General features: G+C 63.7%; 14 protein-coding genes. 4 read left to right on the forward strand and 10 right to left on the reverse strand.

Annotated features, from left to right (window positions below; genetic code table 11):
- Nucleotides 1–106 precede the first annotated feature (106 nt).
- The 4 genes from NLM27_RS28400 to NLM27_RS28415 all read right to left on the reverse strand — a co-directional run bounded on the left by NLM27_RS28400 (nt 107) and on the right by NLM27_RS28415 (nt 2,939).
- Nucleotides 107–517 (reverse strand): VOC family protein, encoded by a 411-nt coding sequence (locus tag NLM27_RS28400; protein ID WP_254146426.1) that lies wholly within the window; start codon nt 515–517, stop codon nt 107–109.
- Nucleotides 518–551: 34 nt separating this feature from the next.
- A complete protein-coding gene (locus tag NLM27_RS28405; RefSeq protein ID WP_254146427.1) occupies nt 552–1,088 on the reverse strand; it encodes an SRPBCC family protein in 537 nt (178 codons plus the stop codon).
- Nucleotides 1,089–1,287: 199 nt separating this feature from the next.
- Nucleotides 1,288–2,574, reverse strand: a complete 1,287-nt coding sequence (locus NLM27_RS28410) for an RNA polymerase sigma factor (protein WP_254146428.1) — start codon at nt 2,572–2,574, stop codon at nt 1,288–1,290.
- Nucleotides 2,571–2,939, reverse strand: coding sequence for a YciI family protein (locus tag NLM27_RS28415; RefSeq protein ID WP_008546388.1), 369 nt, complete (start codon nt 2,937–2,939; stop codon nt 2,571–2,573). Before NLM27_RS28415 ends, NLM27_RS28410 begins: the two co-directional genes overlap by 4 nt.
- Before the next feature lie 140 nt (nt 2,940–3,079).
- On the opposite strand from NLM27_RS28415, the gene NLM27_RS28420 reads away from it, so the two are divergent.
- On the forward strand, nt 3,080–4,045 hold the full coding sequence (locus NLM27_RS28420) for a glyoxylate/hydroxypyruvate reductase A (protein ID WP_254146429.1): 966 nt from the start codon (nt 3,080–3,082) through the stop codon (nt 4,043–4,045).
- Between the two features lie 208 nt (nt 4,046–4,253).
- On the opposite strand, the gene NLM27_RS28425 is transcribed toward NLM27_RS28420, so the two are convergent.
- Nucleotides 4,254–4,898: a TetR/AcrR family transcriptional regulator gene (locus tag NLM27_RS28425; protein ID WP_254146430.1), complete on the reverse strand. Its 645-nt coding sequence runs from the start codon at nt 4,896–4,898 to the stop codon at nt 4,254–4,256.
- Nucleotides 4,899–5,014: 116 nt separating this feature from the next.
- Between NLM27_RS28425 and NLM27_RS28430 the strand changes: the two genes are divergently transcribed.
- On the forward strand, nt 5,015–5,659 hold the full coding sequence (locus NLM27_RS28430; RefSeq protein ID WP_254146431.1) for a glutathione binding-like protein: 645 nt from the start codon (nt 5,015–5,017) through the stop codon (nt 5,657–5,659).
- A gap of 109 nt (nt 5,660–5,768) precedes the next feature.
- Here NLM27_RS28430 and NLM27_RS28435 read toward each other — a convergent pair whose 3' ends face one another.
- The 3 genes from NLM27_RS28435 to NLM27_RS28445 all read right to left on the reverse strand — a co-directional run bounded on the left by NLM27_RS28435 (nt 5,769) and on the right by NLM27_RS28445 (nt 8,730).
- Nucleotides 5,769–6,536, reverse strand: a complete 768-nt coding sequence (locus NLM27_RS28435; RefSeq protein WP_254146432.1) for an ABC transporter substrate-binding protein — start codon at nt 6,534–6,536, stop codon at nt 5,769–5,771.
- Nucleotides 6,537–6,572: 36 nt separating this feature from the next.
- On the reverse strand, nt 6,573–6,923 hold the full coding sequence (locus tag NLM27_RS28440; protein ID WP_254146433.1) for a cytochrome c: 351 nt from the start codon (nt 6,921–6,923) through the stop codon (nt 6,573–6,575).
- 88 nt (nt 6,924–7,011) lie between these two features.
- Nucleotides 7,012–8,730: a PQQ-binding-like beta-propeller repeat protein gene (locus tag NLM27_RS28445; protein WP_254146434.1), complete on the reverse strand. Its 1,719-nt coding sequence runs from the start codon at nt 8,728–8,730 to the stop codon at nt 7,012–7,014.
- A 603-nt stretch (nt 8,731–9,333) separates the two neighbouring features.
- Here NLM27_RS28445 and NLM27_RS28450 point away from each other — a divergent pair.
- Both NLM27_RS28450 and NLM27_RS28455 read left to right on the forward strand, forming a co-directional pair.
- Nucleotides 9,334–10,749, forward strand: coding sequence for a DUF4403 family protein (locus tag NLM27_RS28450; RefSeq protein WP_254146435.1), 1,416 nt, complete (start codon nt 9,334–9,336; stop codon nt 10,747–10,749).
- 2 nt (nt 10,750–10,751) lie between these two features.
- Complete coding sequence (locus tag NLM27_RS28455) at nt 10,752–11,942, forward strand: alpha/beta fold hydrolase (protein ID WP_254146436.1); 1,191 nt, start codon at nt 10,752–10,754, stop codon at nt 11,940–11,942.
- Nucleotides 11,943–11,979: 37 nt separating this feature from the next.
- Here NLM27_RS28455 and NLM27_RS28460 read toward each other — a convergent pair.
- Both NLM27_RS28460 and NLM27_RS28465 read right to left on the reverse strand, forming a co-directional pair.
- Nucleotides 11,980–12,928 (reverse strand): IS630 family transposase gene (locus tag NLM27_RS28460; protein ID WP_254141712.1). Its coding sequence is split into 2 segments (ribosomal slippage): nt 11,980–12,591 and nt 12,593–12,928, totalling 948 coding nucleotides; the frame shifts between segments, so codons are not numbered across the junction.
- A 90-nt stretch (nt 12,929–13,018) separates the two neighbouring features.
- Nucleotides 13,019–14,680: a hydantoinase B/oxoprolinase family protein gene (locus tag NLM27_RS28465; RefSeq protein ID WP_254146437.1), complete on the reverse strand. Its 1,662-nt coding sequence runs from the start codon at nt 14,678–14,680 to the stop codon at nt 13,019–13,021.
- Nucleotides 14,681–14,682 lie beyond the last annotated feature (2 nt).

Here is a 14,682-nt window from a genome sequence, read left to right on the forward strand (position 1 = left end):
GACGGAACGGCTCTACGCTCCGCAACGACTCCCGATGTGTCCCCTCTCCCGCAGCATTGGAGAGAGGGGATTGCAGCTCAACCTGTCATGCGCACGGTCTCGCGCGTCACATTCCTTCCGGGCAGTTCACCATCCAGGGAATGCCGAACTTGTCGACGCACATGCCAAAGCCCTTGGCCCAGAACGTCTTGCTGTAGGGCATGGTGACGGTGCCGCCGTCGGCGAGCGCGTTGAATTTGCGCTCGCCATCCGCGGGGTCCTTGACCGTGAGCGAAATCGAGAAGCCCTGCGGCTTCTGAAAATGCTCGGGCGGGGAATCGGAGGCCATCAGAACGCTGCCGTCGGGCAGCGACATGCGCGCATGCATGATCATCTTTTCGCGGCCTGGCGAAGCGGGCATGTCCGGCGGCGCATCCGATGAGCGCATCATTGCCTCGATCTTGCCGCCGAGAACCTTGGCGTAGAAGTTGAACGCCGCTTCGCAGGTGTCCTGATAGAACAGATAGGGATTGAGCATCGTTTCTCTCCTCTTCTTCGCTTCGTTGAGCGCGCTATTTCTCGGTGAGCTTCTTCAGGCTGGCGAGGCCGGCCTCGAAGTCTTTGCCGATCATGTTATCCATGTTGATGAACACCTGCATGACCTTGGACATGAACGGGGCCGGACCGTACATCGCCCATGTGACCAGTGTGGCATCGCCTTGCGGCACAAAGGTGAACTCGGCGGTGTTGTGGCCCTCGAACGGACGCTCGAAATCGAGCTTGATGCGAAGCTTTGATGGCGTGCTCGCCTCGAGGATCTCCATGTGCCCGGCACCGACATTGCTGTTCCCGTCCCAGGCATAGGTCGCGCCCTTGCCTTCCGCGGTTCCGCCGAAGGTCCGCTTCATGGCGGGATCGCGGTTCTCATAGGGCGACCAGGCGGTCCAGCGGCGGAAATCGGCGACCACCGGATAGATCGCATCGGCCGGCGCTTTCACGGCGAGACTGCGTTCGACGCGGAATGTGTCGGGTTTCGTCAGGGCAAAAACGAGCACGGCCGCAATTCCGGCCGCGAGGACGATGGCGATAACGGCAATGGCTTTCAGCATGGATGACTCCGGGGGATACGGAGCCTAGGACGAACGGGGAAGGCCCCAACCGACAAGACGGAAACGAAAATTTTGGCACACTGCCCGCCCCACGTCATGGCCGGGCGTTGTCCCGGCCATCCCACGTCCTTCAACGCCGATGGCAAGACGTGGATGCCCGGGTCAAGCCCGGGCGCGACGACGGAGATGGTGGCGCGTCTTACTTCGCCTTCGCGCTTTCCTTCGACTTCGGCTGGCTGTCCCGGATCAGGCGATCGAGATGCATTCGGATGTGGGCGGCTTCCGCGGACGTGTTGGCGAGCGCGATGGCGCGGTCGAAGGCGATGCGGGCCTCGTCGTTGCGGCCGAGCTGCATCAGGAAGGCGCCGCGCACGCCGTAGAAATGGAAATAGTTGGCAAGCTTCGGCGCCAGCGGCTCGATCAGATCGAGCGCGGCCTGCGGCCCACGCACCTTGGAGACCGCGACCGCGCGGTTGAGCGTCACCACCGGCGAGGGCTGCACCACTTCGAGCGCGCCGTAGAGCAGATCGATCTGGGTCCAGTCGGTTTCTTCGGGCGTCGCGGCGCGCGCATGCAGCGCGGCGATCGCGGCCTGGATCTGATAGGGTCCGCTGCGGCGGTGACGCATCGCCTTGTCGATCAGCGCGAGGCCCTCCGCGATCATGGGGCCGTTCCACAGCGAACGGTCCTGGTCATCCAGCAGGATCAGCGACCCGTCCGCGGCAAAGCGCGCGGCGCTGCGCGCATGTTGCAACAGGATCAGCGCCGTCAGCCCCATGATCTCCGGCTCGCTCTGGAACAGCCGCAGCAGCAGTCGCGCCAGCCGGATCGCCTCTTCGCACAACGGCTTCCTGATCTCCGCGGTGTCGCCGCTTGCCGAATAGCCTTCGTTGAAGATCAGGTAGATCATCGCCGCGACACCGGCGAGCCGCTCGGAGCGCTCGATCGCCCCGGGCGCCTCGAACGGCACGCCGGCCTCGGCGACCTTCGCCTTGGCGCGCGTGATGCGCTGCTCCATCGCCGCCTCCGAGACCAGGAAGGCGCGCGCGATCTGCTTCACGGTGAGACCCGAGACGATGCGCAGCGCCAGCGCGATCTGTTGCGTCGCCGGCAGTTGCGGATGGCAGCAGATGAACATCAGCCGCAAAATGTCGTCGCGGTAGTGCGAGCCGTCGAGCCGCTCGGCGAGCGCGCCCTCGGCATCGTCGAGGTCGGAAATCGCCTGGTCGTCCTCCGGCAGCGGCTGCTGCTTGCGGGCGCGGCGCACCTCGTCGATGGCGACGTTGCGGCCGACCATGATCAGCCAGGCCGCGGGATCGCGCGGCGGCCCGTTCTGCGGCCAGGTCTTCAGCGCGCGCAGGCAGGCGTTCTGAAAGGCCTCCTCGGCCGTGTCGAGATCGCGGAAATAGCGCAGCAGCGCGCCGACCGCCTGGGGTCGCGCCGAGGTCAGCGCAGTCTCGATCCAGGCGGTGTCGGCCTCGCTCACGTCAGATTCCCTCCTGGCCTGAACACACCGACCGGACGCACCTCATAGGCACCGCCGGGATTGGCGGCTCCGAGGTCGCGAGCGACATCGAGCGCGTCGTCGAGGTTCTTGCAGTCGACGATGTAGAAGCCGAGCAGCTGCTCCTTGGTCTCCGCATAGGGGCCGTCGAGCACAAGGGGCGGGTCTTCCTTGCGCAGCGTCGCCGCCGCCGTGGTCGGCAGCAGCCGCGCCACCGGACCGAGCCGGCCTTGGCTGGTGAGCTTCTCCTGCACCACGGCGAGCTTCTTCATCACGGCCTCGTCCTGCTCCTTGCTCCAGGAGCCGACAAAGTCCTCATCGTGATAGCAAAGGATGGCATAAAGCATAGGCGACACTTTCCTCGTCTGTTCTAAAGACGCGCCAATATGCCCCACCCCGACAGGGCTGCGGAAAAAATTTGCAAGAAAAATCCGGCAGATCGTGCCAAGGAGGGCCTTCTCAAGCGGAACTCGACGAGGCACTTCGAATGACCATGGGCACACTGGCCGTCCTGATCAACAGCACGCAACAGAACTGGCTGCCGGAGCGCTGGAAGGCCCGGTTCGACGCGGTCTGCGGCGACCGCCGCGTGGCGCTGCTGCCCGATTCCGCTCTTGATCCGGCCGAGGTGCACTACGCCGCAGTGTGGAAGCCGGCGCCGGGTGAGCTCGGTGCGTTCCCCAATCTGCGTGCGGTCTTCAATCTGGGCGCCGGCGTCGACGCGTTGATGGCGGACAAGAGCCTGCCCGACGTGCCGCTCGTGCGCGTCGCCGTGCCTGACCTGACCAACCGCATGACCGAATATGTCGTGTTGCATGTGCTGATGCACCATCGCCAGGAGCTTTACCTGCGGGACTCGCAGCGCGCCAAACGCTGGGAGCCGACATATCAATGGCCGGCGAGCGCGATCACCGTTGGCATCATGGGATTGGGCACGCTGGGCACCGACGCGGCGGACGTGTTGCGGCGGCTCGGCTTCCGCGTCACCGGCTGGAGCCGCAGCCCGCGCACCATTGAAGGCGTCGAATGCTTCCATGGCACCGCGCAGATCGACGCATTCCTGCGCGCGACCGACATACTGGTCTGCCTGCTGCCGCTGACGCCGGATACGCACGGCATCCTCAACCGAGACGTCTTCACAAAGCTCAACCGTAACAGTCCGCTCGGCGCGCCGGTGCTGATCAATGCCGGCCGCGGCGGCCTGCAGAACGAAGCCGACATTTTGGCCTGCCTCGACGACGGCACGCTGGGCGTCGCCTCGCTCGATGTCTTCGTGCAGGAGCCGCAGCCGGCTGTCAGCCGGTTCTGGAGCCATCCCAAGGTGGTGCTGACCCCGCACAATGCGGCGGACACCGACGCGGACGCAATCTCGGCCTACGTCGCCGAGCAGATTGCGCGTTTCGAGGCGGGCGGCGTACTGGAGAACGTGGTGGATCGAGCCAGGGGGTATTAGAGCTCGCCGATGTGCCCACACTCGCGTCGTCCTGGCGAAAGCCAGGACCCGTTACCCCAAGAAGAAATTGCGGCGCGACATTCTAACCCCGGGCTTTCGCCAAACTGTATTCGGTGGCTATGGGTCCTGGCTTTCGCCAGGACGACGTCGGGGAATTAGCCCGCGCTACATTACTCCGTGTCGTCTCGGCGCAGGCCAGGACGACAGCTCACGGTTTGGCTCCCACCATTACGTCGATCGCGCCCTTCACGATTGCTTCCAGCTCCTTGCGCGACACGCGGGCACGCGATCGGATGGCGATGGAATGCACCGTCGACGACGCGACTTGTGCCAGCGCCGCCGGATCGGCGCTCTCCGGCACCTCGCCGTTCTCCTTGGCGCGGCGGAAGCAATTGGTGAAAGCCTTGTCGAGCTCGGTGAGGCCGTCGAGCACCATGGCGCGAATCTCGGGGTCGCTGACCGCCTCTGAGGCCGCGGTCACGACCGTGAAGCAGCCGCGCGGGCCGGTCTCGCCGGACAGATAGATGTTCAGCGCGGCGGCAAAGATGCGCTCGAGGCGCTGGCGCACCGGCATTTCCTGACGAAAGATCTCCACCATCGCTGCGCGCGCTTCCTCGCGGTAGCGCTGGTAGCTCTTGATGTAGAGCTCGCGCTTGTCGCCGAAGGCGCCATAGAGGCTCGGGCGATTCATGCCGGTCGCCTCGCTGAGATCGTCGAGCGAGGTCGCGGCAAAACCCTGTTTGCGGAACAGGTCGAGCGCTCTGCCGAGCGCGACTTCGGGCTCGTAGGCGCGCGGCCGGCCGCGGCGCCTGGGTTCAGTGGCAGCAGTTGGCGGCTTCGATTTTTGTACCATTTCGCAAAATAATCCTTGACCGGTCCTATATTATGCAAGACAGTACAAAAATCAATCTGGCCAGGTTGAGCGACACTCCAAAAGTCACATCGAGGAATTGCCCAAGGAGGCTACAGATGGATCTCTATTTCTCGCCGCTCGCCTGTTCGATGGCGACCCGCGTCGCGCTGTATGAAGCCGGCGCCGAGGCGAATTATCTCGAAGTCGATCCGCCGACGAAGAAGGTGCTCAACGATGGTTCCGACTTCCGCACCGTGAACCCGATCGGCCTAGTGCCGACGCTGCGCACCGATGAGGGCGTGGTGCTGACCGAGAACGCGGCGATCCTGCAATATGTCGCCGATCGTTTTCCGCAATCCGGCCTCGGCGCCACCGCAGGCATCGAGCGCACGCGGCTGCATCAATGGCTCTGCTTCGTCGGCACCGAGCTGCACAAAGCCTTGTTCATTCCCGTGCTCGACCGCAAGGCGCCGCAGGAGGCCAAGGCTTATGCGCTGGAGAAAAATCTGTCGCGGCTCGACTATCTCGACAATCATCTCGAGGGGCGTGAATTCCTGCTCGACCATTTCAGCGTCGCCGACGCCTACCTCGTCACGGTCATCAACTGGACGATGGCGACGCCGCCGATCGAACTCGCGAAATGGCCAAACCTGAAGGCGTATTACGAGCGCCTGCGTCAGCGGCCGTCGGTCGCACGCGCGATCGCGGAGGAGTTCGAGCTGTACAAGGCCGAGCAGGCGCGGAAGAAGGCGGCGGCGTAGCGACACTCGAATCAAATTAGCCCGCCGTCCCGGCCACCCCGGCCTGGATGGTGGGCGACTGCGCTCGAGACCAATTTTCCATATCTCTCGGCCGGACGCCGTCGCGCAGCTATTTCGGCGCTTGCACTACGACCCCGTAGCGACCGTATACCCGATCGATCGTGCCGTCGTTTCGCAATCGTTCCAGGGCTCCATCGATGGCTTCGCGCAACGCATCATCCGGCCGGAGCATGCCGACGGCGACGTTCCAGTTGAGATCGGCCACACTCTCGTCGCGATCCAGGATGCGAAGCGCCTTATCCGGATGCGTCAGATTGAAATAGCTCGCCGCCGTGGGTGTCACCGCAGCAGCATCGATCTCATTGTTTGACAGGGCGTCAAGGCTGTCGCTCTCGAAGCCGAAGGTAGACGTAGGCACATTCCGTTGACCGATGATCATCGCTGCGACGGACCCTACCTGCACCCCCACCTTGGTATGCGCGTTGAGGTCCCGGAACGAGGTCAGCGTGCTGGATGGCGACACGGCGAGTGCGACGCCTGTGCGACGATACGGCTTTGAGATCCTCAAGCGGGTTTCGCCTTGCGCCTCGCGGTCGGCGATGACGTCGAGAAGAATGTCACAGCCGGCGCTCCGCATCTGGTATTGGGTGATGATCCAGTCGAGCCGCAGCGAGACGCCGAGCTCGCGTGCCAGCGCCTGTCCAAATTCAACCTGAAAGCCGGGAGGATCGGCGGTCTTGCTCGCGAAAGGAAGCGAGTTGGGATGAGCGCATAACCCGAGCGCGCCGGACGAACGGATCGCGTCCAGGGTTCGCGCCTGCGCCGGACTCAACAGCGCGATGACGGCGCCGACCACAAATGAGAGAATTGTCTTCATTCCGCATCCTCGTATCGACAGGATCGCCTCGGAGATTTAACCCTCGCGCGGCTTCAAGGCGCGGATATATTTGACCATCTGATCGATCTGCGCGTCGGTGAAGGCCCCGCCGAATGCCGGCATCGCGCCAGACTTGCCGCTCTTGATGCGGCTGTGCAGAAATTCGTCGTCGCGCGGCGAATTCATCAGCTGCGGGCCCTTGCCGGCGGCCCGACCGCCGTCGGAGTGGCAAAAGCCGCAAGTCCCCGCGAACAACTGCTCGACGTCGAACGTCCCGTTGTCGGGTGCAGGGGTCGCAGACTGCGCTAGAACGGGTGCGGCATAGAGCGACGAAGCGCCCAGCACTGCCAACAGCAGCGCGGTGAACTTCTTCAAATGCAATTTCAAGGTATCCAGCTCCATGTCCTGAAGCCCGCCCGCAACGTCAACGCACGGGGAGCAAGCTTGCGCCTGCTCCCCGGCAATCTGCGATGATCTATTTCAGGCTGAAGACGACAAGCGCGCCGTCGTCACGCGGCATGCTCTTGTAGACGCCGCCGAAGTTTGGCGCATACTCGTCCGCCAGCATCCCGCCAAAGCCTGCGGCCACGGCAATGTACTGTTTGCCATTGACGGAATAGCTGACGATGCCGCCCTGATGGCCCGTGCCGTTGTTGTGATTCCACAGCTCGGTGCCGGTTTCAGCATCGTAGGCATGGAGGATGCCGCGGGAGTCGGGCACGAACACGAGATTGCCCGCGGTCGACAGGACGCTCCCAAGCGGCGGCTCGGGATAGCGAACCTCCCATTTCTTGGCCCCGGTGATGGGATCGCGCGCGTCGAGATGTCCATAGATCTCGCCGCCCGGAGGAGGAGCCATCTTGAAATCAGCGCCGATGTTGAGCTGGACCTGTGGCGCGGTGACCGGCGTCGTCTTCTGGACGTCGAGCGTCATGCACCATTCCTGGCCGATCTTGTAGTAGAGGCCCGTCTTGGGGTTGTACGAGCCGGCGTTCCAGCTGATACCGCCGCCAATGAATGGGCACAGTGGCGGTTCGGTAACTTTCCCCGCGGTGAAGTCGCGACGGCCGATCAGGGCGCCCGTCTTGGGGTCGATATCCTTGACGAAGTTGATGTTCTCAACAAGCCGCCAGACATTTTTCACCGCGAGATTGCGGTCGTAAACGAAGACGAAGCCGCCCTTGTTCGGATGAACCACGAACTTCTGGCCGTCGCGTTCCAGCATCACAAACTCGCCGACGGCGCTGTCGAAGTCCCAGGCGTCATGCGGCAATTCCTGATGATAGAATTTTAGCTTTCCGGTATCGACGTCAAGACCGATCACTGAACTCGTATAGAGATTGTCGCCGGGACGCGCGCCCTGCGTCTTGTAGTCGGCGCCCGACCAATCGTAGAGCGGCGCCGGGTTTGCGGTGCCCCACAGGACGGTGTTGGTCTCGGAGTCGAAAGTACCCGGCATCCAGCCGCCGCCCCCGCCCGTGCGCCAGGAATCATTTCCCCACGTCTTCATGGCCTCGTCGGTGCCTGCGACCGTCAGGAATTCCCACTTCTTCTTCCCAGTGGTGGCATCCAGGCCGAAGATCGGGCCGCGGCCCGGCCATTCACCGCCTTGTGCTCCGATGATCACCGTACCCTTCGCGTAAAGCGGCGCGCCGGTGAAACCAACTGTGAGCTTCTGCGAGTCGATCAGCCGGGTTTCCCAGAGGACCTTCCCCGACTTCATATCCAGGCCAAGAGCCCTGCCGTCCATGGTGCCGACGAAGACCTTGCCCTCGCCAAGCGCTACGCCGCGATTGTAGGGAGAATGGGTCTGGCGGGCGATCAACGCTTCGTCCAGTTCCGGGAAATGCGACCAGATCACCTCGCCCGTCGTGCCGTTGAGCGCGAAGACCCGGCTGTAAGATCCCGTGTAGTAGAGCACGCCATCAGCCACGAGCGGCATTGATTGCAGGCCACGAGTCGAGCGTCCAGGAATATGGATCCAGGCAACGCTCAGATCTTTGACGTTGCTCGCATTGATCTGCGCGAGTGGGCTGTAGTGGTAGGATTTGTATGAACCGTGGTAAGTCAGCCAATCGTTCTGGCCGGCATTCTCGATCCGCGCAGTATCCACGGTTTGGGCCAACGCTGACGAAACGATCAGTGTTGCGCCAGCAACAAGGGGTAAACAAGAATTAGACCAACGCCTCTTCATCCGTTCCTCCCGCTTTTATCGTTCGTTGAACTTGCGTCTTACCAACGCCGCCGCGAAGGATGTGAATAGCTTGCTATATGCCCGTTCCTCTCCATTGCATGCGAGCTGCCAACAGGTCTCGCTCTCTCTCGGCGGACATCGCCAAAGGGAGTTATATGACTGGACTGGTTGTTGTTGCGCTTCTGCTCGCTCTCATAGAGTACGCCGGATGATGGAAAGCGAAAAGATGGAATGCGCGTCCGGTGCAAATTTGACGCGCGGCAGGAATTTGAAACGTCAGCTGCGCTGACCGTTCGTCTCGACGAGCAGATTCAACTCGAGCGTCGCAGCGCCCGCGGAGAAGCTTTGTCGTGTGGTCATTTGGATCGGAGCGGCGTCGATCTCTTTTGAGCAATTCAAGTACCACCATCATACCGGACCGATAGACAAGGCCTTGCTCAAAGTGCAAGGCCGCGTCATACAGGCTCCGCGATATCCGACCATTGAGTACAAGCAATAATTGATCGACTGACCGCCTCTTCTTCCGCGATTTTGCTCTGATGACCGAACGGCACCGCTGCCGGCGACCTGAGCGCGAAGCAGGGCCAAGCTGGAATAAGAACAATGCCCGATCCTTTTCGGATTGTTCATTCGAGGAAACGTGTCGGCTTTGTTGCGCTCGTGCTCACCGCACTCGCGCAAGCCGCGCTCGCCGCCGACAAGCCGCCGCTCGCTCCCGATCCGCCGGCGCCGCTCGCCACGACCTCGCGGGTGTCCGCAACCATCGAGTTCGGTCTGCCGGCGCTCGCCAAGGCGATCGAGCAGGATATTCCCAGGCGGCTCGCCGCCATCGACGAGCGCGTCAACTGCGTGCACCGCCGCGTACTGATGTTCCGTGTCAACGCCAATTGCGACGTGTTTGGCTTCGTCAATCGCACCAGCGGTGTCTCGCTCTATGGCCGCGGTGATCGCGTCTATGGTGCAGTCTCGATCTACGGCGCGGCCGAAGGCCAGGGCGCCAACCGCTTCACCGCGCGCATCCGCGGCCAGACCGAAGCGCGCGCGACGATCGAGGCCGAGGCACGGCCCGCGCTGCGCAAGGACTGGTCGCTCGACCTGAATTTCAGCGACTCCTTCCATTGGAGCGAAGCACCCTATTTGCACGTGCTCGGCCGCGAGGTCGATCTTGCGCCCTACGTCGAGCCGCGCGTCCGAACCCAGCTCGCGCGTGTGCGATCACGTGCACTGGCCGCAGCAAGGAAACTCAATCTGCGCGACAAGGCAGCCGCGGCCTGGATCCATGCGTTCGAACCGATGAAGCTCGCCGACGAGCCGCCGGTCTGGCTGCAAGTGACGCCACAGAATGCAGCCTTCGCCGGGGTTCGCGCCAACGACAAGGTCCTATCGGGCTCGCTCGAGCTCTCTGGCACCGCTCTGACGTCGATCGGACAGCAAGCCGCGAGCGTCGTGCCGACGCCGCTGCCGTCGCTTGGCACCGACGTAGCCGCACCGGGCACGTTCGACGTCATCCTCCCCGTCCGCATCGGCTATGATGCGATCAAGGATAAGATCAGCCAGGCGATCGCAGCGCTGCCGGCGCAGGACACGAAGCTGCGCGAGGTGCAGGTCTACCCGTCGACGGGCAGGCTTGTGATCGGCCTTCGTCTTGCGAACACCTCTGACAGCGATCCCAATGCGGGGCAATGGAGCTATCTCGCTGCTGCGCTCAAGGTCGACGACGGGAATAAGAGCATCGGCCTTGGCGATCTCGACGTCGCCTTACAGGACGGCGGACAGACCGACACAACACTGCAACAGATCATCGCGCAATTGAAGCAGGCCGTGAATATCGACTACGGCGTCTCCTACCAGAACCTGCTGATGGCGGCGAACCAGCGACTGACGCGGCCGCTCAAGGACGGCTTTCGCATGGAAGGAAAGCTGTCTTCGATTCAGTTCGACAAGGCACTACTGCTGACCGACGGCATGACGCTCGCGCTGCGCGCCAGCGGCGAGCTGAAAATCCTGTACGGGATGTGACCATGCGCAGGACCGGCTTGCAGATGCTGGGCCCATTCGGCGGCGCGGCGATGGCCGCACTCGTCATGTTCGCCGGGTTGGTGGCGGCACGCGCGCAATCGCCCTTCTACGACGCGCCGGCATCGCTCGCGGACGGTCCGCCCGGCAGCCTCGTGCGACAGGAGCCAATGGACGGCGCGCCGCTCGGCGCCTCGGCCTTTCGCGTGCTCTACCGCTCGACCGGATTGAAGGGCGAGTCCATTCTGGTCTCCGGCGTCGTCATCGTGCCACAGGGCCCGCCGCCGCCCGGTGGCCGTCCGATCGTGGCCTGGGCGCACCCGACGTCAGGCGTCGTGCCGCGCTGCGCGCCGTCGCTCGCGATCTTCTTGTTCCAGCAGATCCAGGGGCTGCGCTCGATGGTGGCACGCGGCTACATCGTCGCGGCAACCGACTATCCCGGGCTCGGCACGCCGGGGCCGCATCCCTATCTCGTCGGCGAGAGCGAAGGCCGCGCCGTGCTCGACATCGTGCGCGTCGCGCGCGATCTGCCGGGCGCCGGCGGGGCTAAGGATTTTACCTTGTGGGGGCACTCGCAGGGCGGACAGGCTGTGCTGTTCGCCGGGCAGCTGGCGCCGACCTACGCGCCCGATCTCCAACTGCGCGGCGTTGCCGCTGCGGCGCCTGCGACGGATCTCGCCACGCTGATGAGCGACGACATCAATTCAATCGGCGGCAAGAACATCACCGCAATGACGCTATGGTCATGGCATCGCGTCTACGACGCCGCGCTCGACGGTGTCGTCGATCCGCGCGCACTGCCGGTAATCGACCGGCTGGCGCGCGAATGCATCGAAGGTCCCTTCGATATCTTCATCCGGCAGCGCACCGAGCGGCCGCTCCAACAATATTTTCTGGCCGTGCCGGATCCGACCAAGCGCGAGCCCTGGCGCTCGCTGCTGGAGAAGAACAGCGCCGGCACATTGCCCGCCGGCATGCCTGTGTTCCTCGCTCAAGGGACCGTCGACCAGATCATCCGGCCCACGGTGACGCGCGCCTATATGGGCCGGCTGTGCAAGGCGGGCAATCCCGTGAAAATGGTCACCCTTCCCAACGTCGGACACGACCGCGCCGCACAGGCGAGCACCATGGCCGCGGTGAACTGGATGACCGACCGCTTTACCGGCAAGGCACCGCCGAATGATTGCGGCGGATAGCGGCCGGCCGCGGTGCATGCGGCAGCGCTAGAGCGTTTCACATTTTGACTGAAGCGTAACCGGCGTTGGCGAAGTAGTTGGCGCATTCGCGAGGCTGGATGTCGTGGACGAGGTGACCGATGTGGCGCCAAGTGTCCTCGATGGTGCGCTTCTGAGCTTGCCGCATCCAGTGTTTGATCTTGGAGAAGGCCTGTTCGATCGGGTTGAGGTCGGGCGAGTATGGCGGCAGGTACCAGAGCCTGGCGCCAGCAGCCTGGATCATCTGCCTGACAGCTTTGGACTTGTGGCTTCCGAGATTGTCGAGAATGACGATGTCGCCTTCGCGCAGGGTTGGCAGGAGAAGGTGCTTCACATAAGCGCGGAAGCATTCGCCGTTGATCGGGCCGTCGAAGACGCAGGGTGCCGTGAGTTGGTCATGGCGGAGCGCGCCGAGGAATGTGAGGGTACGCCAGTGACCGTGTGGGGCGAAGCCGCGCAGGCGTGCCCCTTTGGGGCCCCAGCCCCGCAAAGGGGCCATGTTGGTCTTGATCCAGGTCTCATCGATGAAGACGAGCCGGCCCGGATCAAGTCCGGCCTGCCAGGATCGCCAACGCTGGCGCCTACGCGAGACGTCGGCGCGAGCCTGTTCGAGGGCGAACAGTGTTTTTTTTGAACCGCAGCCCTTCCCGGCGCAGGAACAGCCAGACCGCGTTGTGTGAGACCTTGACCCCACGGGCTGCCAGTTCCGCCTTCAGACCATGCAGCGTCAGGTGCGGCGTTTGAGTGATCCGCTCGACGATGAAGGCGCGGTGCGGATCGAGCACAGGCTTGCGGTGACCGCCCATCTTGCCAGGCACAACCGAGCCGGTCGCCCGCTGCCGCTGTGACCACTTCACAACCGACGAGACCGCAACACCAAACCGTTCCGCCACAGACCGGCAGCTCTCGCCCGCCAAAACCGCAGCCACCACACGCTCGCGAAGATCCAGGGAAAGAGGTCGGGTCATGCGATGCTGGCCTCCAATCCAGTCAGCATCTTGAATCACAATCCGCCAAAAACCGGAATCCCCTCCGATTCAATTAAGCAATGAAAGGCTCTAGCGCCGCGCGTATCCGTACGTGGCGGCGGCGTTGTCGGCAGACACGAGGCCGCTTTCGACATCGTCCTTCACGGATGCGCGATCGCGCTCACCGGGCGCGCCGATGCCGGCGCCGCCCGGCGTCATCACCACCAGCCGATCATCCGGCGGCACCTGCTGAAAGCCTTTCCCACGCAACTTCTTCCCGGACTTGAGGCCGACATAGCCGGCCTCGCCGTCCCGGCCGCCATCCCGCCCGCGCGGCGGATGATCGATGCGGTCGAACGCGGCCAGGATGTCGAACGGCGCATCGACGCCGCTGCCGACCTCGATAATCTGGCCGAGGCCACCGCGGGTGCGCCCTGCTCCGCCTGAATCCGGGCGCAGCTCCTTGCGCCAGAAGACCAAGGGCGTCTGTGTCTCCGCGATCTCGACCGGCGTGCCGCGCACGCCGCTTGGGTAAGCGGTCGCCGACAGGCCGTCCTTGCCGAAGCGCGCACCGGTGCCGCCATTGGAAGTCACCGCCATCGAGAACCCGTAATTGCCGCCGGCGCCGGAGTGGGTCTGGCCGCGGACGACGAGATTCCACAGGCAAGAGGTGCCTTCCGCGGGCACGCGCTCGGGGATGATCTGGCGCAGGCAGCCGAACACGACGTCGGGCAGCATCTGGCCGATGATGTGGCGCGAGGCGACTGGCGCCGGCTTCGGCGCATTGAGAATCGCGCCAGGGGGTGCCGACGCCGTCAGCGGCGAGAGCGATCCGGCATTGTTCGGGATCTGCGAGGCGACGACGCAGCCGAGGCCGAACACGGTATAGGCCGTGGTGTAGGACAAGGGCACGTTGATGCCGAATTTCGAGGCGGCGGAGGTGCCGTCGAAATCGACGTGAATGCCTTCATCCGAGATCGTCAAGGTCGCGGCAAGCGTCACCGGCGCGTCGTAGCCGTCGACGACCATGGTGTTGCGCCAGCTTCCCTTCGGCAGTTTCGCGATCTCGGCCAGCACGGCCTCGCGCGAGCGGTCGCAGATGTAATCGCCGAGCTCGTCGAGCGCGTCGATGCCGAACTCGTTCATCATCTCGACCAGGCGCTCGCAGCCGACGTCGTTGCAGCCGGCGAGCGAATAGGTGTCGCCCTCGGTGTCAACAGGCAACCGCGTGTTGGTGCGGATCATCGCCATCAGCGTCTCGTTGACGACGCCCTGGTCGATCAGCTTCAGCATGGGGATGTAGAGCCCCTCCATGAACACGTCGGTGGCATCAGGGCCGAAGCCGATGCCGCCAATGTCCATGAGATGGCTGGTGCAGGAAAACAGCGCGACCGGCTTGCCATCCTTGAAGCAGGGCGTGGTGACGACGAAATCGTTGAGATGGCCGGTGCCCATCCAGGGATCGTTGGTGATGTAGGCGTCGCCCTCCTTCATCGTCTCGATCGGGAAGTGGGCAATGAAGTGCCTGACCGATTCCGCCATCGAGTTGACGTGGCCGGGCGTGCCGGTCACCGCCTGCGCCAGCATCCGCCCCTTGAGGTCGAATACGCCGGCCGAGAGGTCGCCGCATTCGCGCACGATCGGGCTGAAGGCGGTGCGCAGCAGCACCTGCGCCTGCTCCTCGACCACGGCGATCAGCCGGTGCCACATGATCTGGAGATCGATCAGGCTCGCGCCGCTTGCCTTGCTCATGA

Origin of the sequence: Bradyrhizobium sp. CCGB12, assembly GCF_024199845.1 — a bacterium.
Classification (GTDB): Bacteria; Pseudomonadota; Alphaproteobacteria; order Rhizobiales; family Xanthobacteraceae; genus Bradyrhizobium.

Excerpts from the sequence above, each read along its gene's own strand:
- NLM27_RS28465 (WP_254146437.1), bottom strand. The coding sequence starts at position 14,680 with ATGAGCAAGGCAAGCGGCGCGAGCCTGATCGATCTCCAGATCATGTGG.
- NLM27_RS28450 (WP_254146435.1), top strand. The coding sequence starts at position 9,334 with ATGCCCGATCCTTTTCGGATTGTTCATTCGAGGAAACGTGTCGGCTTT.
- NLM27_RS28415 (WP_008546388.1), bottom strand. The coding sequence starts at position 2,939 with ATGCTTTATGCCATCCTTTGCTATCACGATGAGGACTTTGTCGGCTCC.
- NLM27_RS28400 (WP_254146426.1), bottom strand. The coding sequence starts at position 517 with ATGCTCAATCCCTATCTGTTCTATCAGGACACCTGCGAAGCGGCGTTC.
- NLM27_RS28455 (WP_254146436.1), top strand. The coding sequence starts at position 10,752 with ATGCGCAGGACCGGCTTGCAGATGCTGGGCCCATTCGGCGGCGCGGCG.
- NLM27_RS28420 (WP_254146429.1), top strand. The coding sequence starts at position 3,080 with ATGACCATGGGCACACTGGCCGTCCTGATCAACAGCACGCAACAGAAC.
- NLM27_RS28435 (WP_254146432.1), bottom strand. The coding sequence starts at position 6,536 with ATGAAGACAATTCTCTCATTTGTGGTCGGCGCCGTCATCGCGCTGTTG.
- NLM27_RS28405 (WP_254146427.1), bottom strand. The coding sequence starts at position 1,088 with ATGCTGAAAGCCATTGCCGTTATCGCCATCGTCCTCGCGGCCGGAATT.
- NLM27_RS28425 (WP_254146430.1), bottom strand. The coding sequence starts at position 4,898 with ATGGTACAAAAATCGAAGCCGCCAACTGCTGCCACTGAACCCAGGCGC.
- NLM27_RS28445 (WP_254146434.1), bottom strand. The coding sequence starts at position 8,730 with ATGAAGAGGCGTTGGTCTAATTCTTGTTTACCCCTTGTTGCTGGCGCA.
- NLM27_RS28430 (WP_254146431.1), top strand. The coding sequence starts at position 5,015 with ATGGATCTCTATTTCTCGCCGCTCGCCTGTTCGATGGCGACCCGCGTC.